This is a genomic window from Chryseobacterium sp. (genome assembly GCF_041914225.1).
Classification (GTDB): domain Bacteria; phylum Bacteroidota; class Bacteroidia; order Flavobacteriales; family Weeksellaceae; genus Chryseobacterium.
Genome location: NZ_JAYSDT010000080.1, coordinates 1 through 8778 on the forward strand (window position 1 = coordinate 1; position 8778 = coordinate 8778).

The following is an 8778-nucleotide window of genomic DNA, read 5'->3' on the forward strand; positions in this document are numbered from 1 at the left end:
TATAGAGTCGCTCATAATAATGGCAAAGTTAGAGAATAATAACGAGAATGAGAATAAAAAATCAGTAGCTGAAAACCTAGGTAATCAGGTACAAAAAACTGTCGAAAATGTAGAGGAAAAAGTTCGGGAGACAGTGAAAGAAGCATCTGAACTGGCTTCAGATGCCATACATCATCCTGTGGAAACAGCTGAAGAGTTTGGGAAGCAGGCTGTGAAAGATGTTACCAGCTATACCTGGTGGGCAAAACTTCTTTTGATTCTCTTCTGGCTTGGAATTGTGCTTGTTGGGGGAGTACTTATTGCCATTAATCTTCCGGTGACAAAGCAATGGGCAGCTGATCAGGCACTGAAGCTTGTTAATAACGATTTCAAATCTGATTTTTCTACGGAAAGTGTAGATGTAAATTACTTTGGAGATGTAACCATAAAAGGCTTAAAAGTAAAAGATTATAAAGGCTTTAATTTTATTACCGCCCGCGAGTTCCGTGCAGATTCAGACTGGATGTCTCTTGCAGTAAACGCTATTTCGGGAAACAGCAATTCCTTAAGTTTCAATTCCCTTGCTCTTGTTAATGCTGAAGTGAAGGTCATTACCTATAAAGGTGACAGCATCTCTAATTTTGTAAGGTTTGTTGAGCTTTTTGATAACGGGAAGAAAAGGGACCCGAAAAAACCTCCTTTTCAGCTGAATTCCAGAATACAGATTATTGATTCCAAAGTTTCTATTGTCAATCAAAATTCTCCCGGCGAACAGGGGAAATGGCTTACGGCAACGCAATTTAACTTAAAAGCTCCCAATGTAAAAGTCAACGGCCCGAATGTTTCGGCGCTGATCAATAATATGTCGTTTGTAACTTCAAGATGGGGGAAAGCTCATCTTGTAGATACGTTTTCAACAGAACTGTCTTTAACGAAACAGTTTCTGTCATTAAAAGATCTTACGCTGAATACGGATCATACCTTGCTTCAGGGAGATATTAAATTCAATCTTCATGACGGATCATGGGCAGACTTTGCCGATAAGGTACGATGGGATATGAATATCAAGCAGGGAAGCCAGTTAAGCGGTTATGATATCAGCTATTTTGTAACAAACTGGGATAATATCAAACCGTTCAATCTTTCAGGGACAATGACCGGTCCTCTGAACAAGTTTCATCTGGAAAACTTCCTGATCAGAAATCCTGATGTGAATATTGCCACTAAAACAATGAAGGTTGAGAATCTGCTGAAAGGGCATTTTGCTATCGAAACGAAAGACCTTTCCACAGATTTTACTTATAAGGATTTAAAAGCAATGATGCCTTCATTTATTTCCAAAAAGATGAAGAATTTTGCTGATGATTTTGGGAAATTAAAGTACAACGGAACAGCAAAAGTGAACCCGGATCAGATCTATGTGGATAGCGGAAACCTGATGACGGGAATTGGGCAGGCGAAGATTTCCAAGCTTACTCTGACAGGTTACAGCACAGCTATGCCAAAATATTCCGGGTATCTTGATGTGAAGGATCTTAATACCTCTGTGATCACCAAGAATAAAACAGTGGGTTTGATTTCCGGTAAATTTGATCTTAACGGACAAAGCTTTGATGTCAATACCATGCGTCTGACTACAAAATCTCAGATTGCAAGTGTTGAAATTATGGATAAAACGATCAACAACCTGTATCTGGACGGGCTGTTGGATCATAAAAAATATAACGGATTAATCACCGTTGATGATGAGCAGGCAAAAGCTACGATCAAAGGATTAATAGACTTCAGTACTTCAAGGGTAGCAATGGATGTCAATGCTGATGTCACATACCTGAACATGAACTACTTTACCAATAAACCCGGTACTCAGGTGGTAAGCGGACAGGTTGAAGGTAAAATGGCTATGTCTTCCATTAATGACCTTACTTTGGATGTTAATGCCAATAATCTCCACTTTGCTACCGCTACCCAAAAATATAATATTCCGAATGCCAGGTTAAAAACATTTATAGAAGCTGGATCCCGTGTAATAGATGTAGATGCTCCGGGAGCTGCCACAGGTAAAATTTCAGGGAGATACAGCCTGGCAGATCTTGCCGGAATGGTAGAAAACGGATTAGGAAAAATACTGGTAGGGCCGCCGCCAAGGAAATTATACCGCGGACAGAATTTCGCCCTTAAGTTTGATGTTCAGCAAGGATTGGTCAATTACTTCCTGCCGGATCTCAGATTACCCCAGGGAGCTGTTGTAGAAGGAGAATATGATGGAAATTCCAATAATCTTATCCTGAATCTTGATGCAGCCTCTTTAAAATATATCATGACAAAGGAAGAAGAAATTACAGATGCTGATAAGGCGCTGGCAGCTTCCAATCCTGATTATAAAGTCAATGACAGGAAAAATATCAGCAGAGACAGTGCATTGGTGGATAGTGTTAAAGTGAGAATTAACACGGCAGACCTTAATCAGCAATTGTACGCCAAGATCAATAGAGTAGTCTATAATAAAAATGTAATCAAGGATTTTGAGCTTAAAGGAAATAATGAAAACGGAAATACGCTTCATTTAGCAACCGTATTCAAACATGGAAGCCCGGATGATGAGCTGAATGAAAAGCTTAAAGAATATGCCATTAATGTAGATCAGACTACAGATGCGGCGGGTGATTATGTATTCAGGTTTGAACCTACGGAAGTGAAGTTCAATGAAGTTACATGGGCTATAGATACAAGTCCGGAATTGAATCATTCCATAACCTACCGGAAAAAGACAGGGGATTTTGATATCAGGAACCTGAGGGTATATTCTGATAAAAGTGCTTTGTTCATTAAAGAAGCACAGTTTAAATCGGCCAAAGATTTTTATGTGGATGCTGATATCAATGATTTCGCTGTAGAAAAGCTGCTGGAAATGCAGTCCGGAGGGAATACGATGGATATCAAAGGTCTTGCCAACGGAAGTGTAAAGATCAAAATGGATAAAAGTACCCTTCAGCCGCTGGTAGACCTTAATATTGATGATATTAAGATGAACGGCAATGATATGGGAGATATCTCTATTTCTGCAACCAATGGCTTCTCATTGAATGTCTATGATATTGATGTAAAAGTTCACTCTGCAGGAGTTCTTGGAAACAACAGCCTTAACCTGACAGGAACCGTTAATAATAATACATCTTCTCCGATTATTGATCTTACTGCAGAAATGCGTGATTTTGACCTTTCATTTACGCAGCAGTTTGTACAGACCGTTTTTGGAAACCTTCGCGGAAAGGCAACTGGGGAACTTAAAATCAATGGAAAACTTAATAACCTTGATTATAGCGGGGATATTGCTTTAAAGGATTTTGGATTAAAACTTTTGTTTACGGGAGTGGATTATTCATTTGATGATACTGTAATCCAGCTGTCCAGAGGACTTGCCATTCTCAACAATATTGAAGTGCATGATGGAAGAACCAATTCCAAAGGAAATGTTTCGGGGGCGATTCAGTTTGAAACCCTTTCTTCCATGGGGGTGTCACTCGTAATGAGGGCAGACAATCTGTTGATGCTGAATACGACACAGAAAGATTTTGACCTGTTCTGGGGAAGAGTTTACGGGCAGGGAGACCTGTACGTGGACGGCCCGGTTTCGGGATTAAGTATAACGACTCCTAATATGAAGGCACTTAACGGAAGTACCTTTACCTTTAATTCCAGTTCTACTTCCAATGTAGAAGAATTCAAAATGCTGCGCTTCCTGAAGGAAGGAAAAGACGGTCTGATTACCCTGGAAGAAAAGAAAAAAACAGGAGCCAATATGAATATTGATTTTAATCTGGCTGTAGATAAGGGAACCACTGTAAATGTACTGGTAGGGGATGATGTAGGAAATATTACCGTAAAAGGATCTGCAGATCCGTTGAGGTTCCACATGAACAGACAGGGGAATATTGCAATGAGCGGTACCTATAAAGTAGATAACGGAACATTTGTCTCTAAGGCTATCCTTAATAAAACATTCCAGATTGAAAGAAACAGCAGCATCAGATGGGATGGTGATGCGATGAAACCTACATTAGATATTAATGCCAATTATATCAGAATGGTTTCCAACGCAGGGGAATACCTGAGTATGGGAAAACTGCAGCCTATCAGTATATTGCTGCAGGCTCACATTACCCAGTCTTTGGTAGATCCTAAGATTGATCTTAATGTAACTGCCATGGATGTATCCAGCCAGGTAAGGGAAACCCTTGCCGCAAAAATGAGCCAGGAAGGAGAGAAAGTTCTCCAGTTCGGATCTGTATTGCTGTTGAGCACCTTTAACGTATCCAATACAGGTGGATTCGATGTGAATGTAGGAAATGTAGCGGAATCCTCAGGATATAACATGCTGCTGAAACAGCTGGGATCTGTACTTAATACGATGAGTAACGAATTCCAGATTGACCTTAATTATGTAAAAGGAGACCAGAATTCAAATTTCGGGGACAGAGCCAATGCCGGGGTAAGTGTAGCCGTATCCCCAAGAGTCAATATCAAGACAGGTTTAGGAATTCCATTATCAAAAACAGATGGTGCACAAAACAATTATCTTTCCACGGAAGGGTCAGTAGAATATGATTTGTCCAAAAAGAATGACGGTTCATTGGTTATACGTGCTTATTCCAAGCCTACAAACATCGGAATGGTGAGTACAAACGGTTCTGCTAATCAGGCCTATGGAGGAGGGGTAGTGTGGAGTAAAAGCTTCAATTCTTTGTTTAAAAAGAAGAAAAAAGACAAAAAAACTTCAGAGGCAAAAGGTGAAATAAAAACAGATTCTATAAAATCGCAAGGTAAATAATTAGAATATTTTAATGATTTTTATCATCTGTGTTAATTATTGTTAATATTTGATATATATTTTTTAGTTAAATTATTTTTTATAAATTTGCAAAAAATACATTGTTTTTTTAAGAAAATTGTAATTAACTAATATGAACTATCAACTGGACGAAATAGACAAGAAGATTCTTGATTTCTTAGTAGAAAACACAAGAATGCCTTTTACTGAAATTGCAAAGCAGATGGATGTTTCTGCTGGAACAATTCACGTAAGAGTGAAAAAGATGGAAGATGCAGGTATTATTTTGGGATCATCTCTTAACATCGATTATGGTAAGCTGGATTATCACTTTACAGCTTTCATAGGTATCCTTTTGACAAAATCAAACCGTACTCAGGAAGTATTGAAAGAATTGTCAACTATTCCTAACGTAATCGAGGCTAGCGTTATTTCCGGAAAATATAATATTTTCTGTAAAGTAAGAGCTAAGAACACTGATGATGCTAAAAGAATTATTTACCAGATCGATGACATTCAGGATGTAATGAGAACTGAAAGTATGATCTCTATGGAGGAATTCTTAAGTGACAAAAACAGACTGATTAACGCAATCTCTGTGTAAGTCAAATTTTAAACGAATAATTATAAAAGAACTTATGAAATCTCTCATAAGTTCTTTATTTTTGTAGATATGGAAGAATACAGCTATTTTGACGAAGACCCGAAGAAAGGATGGGGATTCATACTGGCGTTTGCCGCCTTGATGTTGTTTACCGTAATGGGGCTTGGAATAGATGTGGATGAATATCTGCAGCATGAATACCTGCAGATTCCTAGGTGGTACTTCTATGTAATTTTTACTATTGATGTACTGATGATGATAGGGCTTGTGCTGATGTTCTTTTACAGGAAGGTTGGGATTTTCATGTTCCCGGCTTTACTGGTGCTGCATTTCTTTATGCACAATTATTATCTGTCTACATTCCTGTATACGGATGTTACCAATCTTTTCCTGTTCACAGGATTCGGTATGCTTGCCATTATCCCGAAATGGAAGTTTTTTAAATAAGAGTTAATCCATTGCAATAAGATAATAAACCGCTTTTAAATAACATTTAAAAGCGGTTTTTGAATAATAAAAAAGGGAAAATATTATCTGAGTTCCAGCGAATGAAAAATTTCTTGTTTTAAAGGATTCTTAGACCAGTCTTCCCATACTCCAGTATAGGGATTATAGCCGCATTTCAGAGGCTTTGATATATCCAGGTCTTTCTTGTTCTTTTCAGTATTTTCAGTGTAAGCCCTGCAGTCTGTACAGACATAGCGAAACTCACAGTCTTTACAGGTTTCTATATAATCTTTCGTCAAGTTCCAGTATTTTTTGAAACCTGGTTGGTTTACTGTTTCTTCAAGGCTTTGACTATTGATGTTTCCAAAACTTTCATTCATGAGCGGGCAGTTTTTGAGGTTGCCGTTTTTGTCTATACCCATCTTTTTATACAGGCAGGAATTGTGGTTAACTGCTTCTAACACTTTAGAAATATTGGTATTGAAATACTTCAGTTCCACTTTTCCACAGGCAGATATTTTCAGGTCATCTTTTAGGAAATGCAGCGAGAATCTGTATTCATTTTTAGCTTTGAAAGGAGGTTTCGAACAATTGTAGAAGACAAGACTGTATATTCTGACTGTATTTTCCTGAAGAGCCTGTATAAAAGAGAGGTTGATTTGCTGATTGAATGGTGAAAAAATTTCTATTCCAGATAAAACTGAGGTTTTAAAAATGGTATCAATTTCTATAAAATCTTTAGAGGTTAAAGGGTTCAAGCTATAAATGACCAAATGTTTGATTCCGAGATTTTCTACTGATGGATGTACTTTTTTCAATATCCCGATATCTTCCATTTCTATGAAAAGATTGGTTATTGTGCTGGGTTCATGGTGTTCAAAAGAAAGAGAAGGAAAATCCCTGTCCCAGTCATTCTGTGTAATAAACCCATATTCCTTTTCCAACAGGAGATCAATATATTCCTGAACAATTGATCTGGATTCCTGATCATAATCTTTCAGCATAGTTTCAATAGAATAGGTTTTCAGCCCTACTATAATCTCATACAATTCCAGAGGGTATAGTTCCGATACGTTTCTCTGCAGATCCGATATCAGAATTCTAGTGGAACCTTTGGTGATGAGGATATTGCTGAATAGGTTGAAATAGTTTATGAATTAATAATTACTTAGAGATTAATTTCTTTTCTGATCATCCGAATTATTTAAAGCTACTTATATTCAATTCTGTGATTGAGCTCAATAGGGTTATTATTTTTTCTGATATTTTCCTGATCATCTTTATTCATTTGTCGAATATCAAAGTCAATAACATTTCCGTGAGCATCCTGCATGATAACTTTTTTTGCATTTCTGATTTTTTGCTCTATTTCAGCATTAGGATTTTCATAATATATTTTTGCAAGTTGATCATATTTATTCCAATCAATTAACAGTGGTTTTACTCTGGCATTAAATAGGTTGGCTGATTTTTTAATCTGTACAAGATCAAATTTATAATCTCCACTGCTGTCTGTTATTGAAATAATCAATCCGGGCAGATTATTAAAGACGTATGGACCGTCATTAATTGGTATATCAATAGAAAACCATGCTGTCCATTCTCTATTACCATATGTAGTCATAGCTTTTTGAGCATTGTAAATTCCGATTTTTTTCTTTTCCGATAATATTTTCCAATTTATATTTTCTTCAATGGGAAGAAGATAGCAAAATTGTCCATTTGTAATTATTTTTGATATTTTGTGATTTAAAAAATCTTTTTTGATATAAAACTGATTTTCAAAACCGGAAGAAAGCATTGGTGAACCATTATTCATTTTCAAAGAATCTGATTTTCGATCCATACTTTCTCTGAAGATAGATTCTTTATCTACAAAATCTAAAATCATTGTTTTAGTAGTAAATTGATCAAGCATTTGGTGATTTAACCGATAATTGACCTCATAAATAAAACTGGTTTTTTGCCCGAAACAAAAGGAAGTTAATGCTACCAGAATTAAACTTAATTTATTCATATATATTAGTTATTTATATTCTACTTTATAATTTAACTCAATAGGATTATTCTTCTCCCGAATTCTTTTTTGAATATTCTCTCTCATTTCTTTAAAGTTGGTTTTTATTATATTTCCGTTTTCATCAAAAGATGTTATATCAGGTTTTTTGATCATTGATAATGGTTCGGTGTAGTAGTTTTTTTGAAGTTTTTGAAAGTCTTCCCAACTAATTTTCTTTTGAAATTTATCTGTATAAAGCTCTTTCCATTTAAAGTCTCTTACTTGAATAAGTTCAAAATCATAATCAAATTTTTCATCAGAGATTTTTACAATTAGTCCTGGCAATCCATAAAAAACATATGGGCCTTGTTGTAAAGGAATTTCATTTGTAAACCATGCAGTCCAGTTTCTTCCTCCATATTCTACTTCTGCTTGTTGTAAGTAGGATAAAGTTTATTTTTCTATTCATTGTTGAATTTATATTCCGGTTTTTCTATAAAAGGAGGGGAGTTTCCCCTCCTGCCATATTTAATCAATTGTCAGTACAGCTACTTGCTTTCCATCAACGCAAATGACAGTATCACCAGTATTGCCTGGCTGACCGTTAGGCCCAGACTCAGAAGTTGTTTTTTCATTTGTTGCACCTCCACCAATAATACTTTTTGTATTTGCTAACTTTTTGTTTTCCAAAGAAGAGAAATCTCTCTTCATTCCATTTAATTTTTTCATTTTTGATAAAATTTTTGTGTTGTGTAAAATCATTTGTGACATATAAACCCTGACATTTGGGTGAATGATTTCTCATATTTATCATGTACTGTACACATACAATCTAAAATGGAAATGCATTCCGTCAACGTTGATGTTGTAAGCTCCCCCGTAACTAGTACGACTATAATTTAGACAAAAAGTTTAAAA

At 36.2% G+C, this 8778-nt stretch carries 7 protein-coding genes; 3 read left to right on the forward strand and 4 right to left on the reverse strand.

The features are described 5' to 3' along the window. Positions 1-19: 19 nt before the first annotated feature. From ACE3RB_RS19240 to ACE3RB_RS19250, 3 genes are all read left to right on the forward strand, one after another. On the forward strand, positions 20-4810 hold the full coding sequence (locus ACE3RB_RS19240) for a translocation/assembly module TamB (protein ID WP_374465696.1): 4791 nt from the start codon (positions 20-22) through the stop codon (positions 4808-4810). Between the two features lie 133 nt (positions 4811-4943). Continuing rightward, positions 4944-5414 carry an Lrp/AsnC family transcriptional regulator gene (locus tag ACE3RB_RS19245; RefSeq protein WP_002984446.1) on the forward strand — a complete coding sequence of 157 codons (471 nt, stop codon included), beginning with the start codon at positions 4944-4946 and terminating at the stop codon, positions 5412-5414. Between the two features lie 69 nt (positions 5415-5483). After that, positions 5484-5861: a hypothetical protein gene (locus tag ACE3RB_RS19250; RefSeq protein WP_374465697.1), complete on the forward strand. Its 378-nt coding sequence runs from the start codon at positions 5484-5486 to the stop codon at positions 5859-5861. A gap of 83 nt (positions 5862-5944) precedes the next feature. Here ACE3RB_RS19250 and gwsS read toward each other — a convergent pair whose 3' ends face one another. From gwsS to ACE3RB_RS19270, 4 genes are all read right to left on the reverse strand, one after another. Continuing rightward, on the reverse strand, positions 5945-7015 hold the full coding sequence (gene gwsS / locus ACE3RB_RS19255) for a grasp-with-spasm system SPASM domain peptide maturase (RefSeq protein ID WP_374465700.1): 1071 nt from the start codon (positions 7013-7015) through the stop codon (positions 5945-5947). 56 nt (positions 7016-7071) lie between these two features. Continuing rightward, on the reverse strand, positions 7072-7878 hold the full coding sequence (locus ACE3RB_RS19260) for a GLPGLI family protein (protein WP_374465698.1): 807 nt from the start codon (positions 7876-7878) through the stop codon (positions 7072-7074). A gap of 9 nt (positions 7879-7887) precedes the next feature. Beyond that, entirely contained in the window at positions 7888-8241 is a 354-nt protein-coding gene (locus ACE3RB_RS19265; protein ID WP_374465701.1) for a GLPGLI family protein, read from the reverse strand. A gap of 147 nt (positions 8242-8388) precedes the next feature. After that, positions 8389-8589, reverse strand: coding sequence for a grasp-with-spasm system A modified peptide (locus tag ACE3RB_RS19270; protein ID WP_374465699.1), 201 nt, complete (start codon positions 8587-8589; stop codon positions 8389-8391). Positions 8590-8778 lie beyond the last annotated feature (189 nt).

Excerpts from the sequence above, each read along its gene's own strand:
- ACE3RB_RS19245 (WP_002984446.1), top strand. The coding sequence starts at position 4,944 with ATGAACTATCAACTGGACGAAATAGACAAGAAGATTCTTGATTTCTTA.
- ACE3RB_RS19260 (WP_374465698.1), bottom strand. The coding sequence starts at position 7,878 with ATGAATAAATTAAGTTTAATTCTGGTAGCATTAACTTCCTTTTGTTTC.
- ACE3RB_RS19250 (WP_374465697.1), top strand. The coding sequence starts at position 5,484 with ATGGAAGAATACAGCTATTTTGACGAAGACCCGAAGAAAGGATGGGGA.
- ACE3RB_RS19270 (WP_374465699.1), bottom strand. The coding sequence starts at position 8,589 with ATGAAAAAATTAAATGGAATGAAGAGAGATTTCTCTTCTTTGGAAAAC.
- ACE3RB_RS19240 (WP_374465696.1), top strand. The coding sequence starts at position 20 with ATGGCAAAGTTAGAGAATAATAACGAGAATGAGAATAAAAAATCAGTA.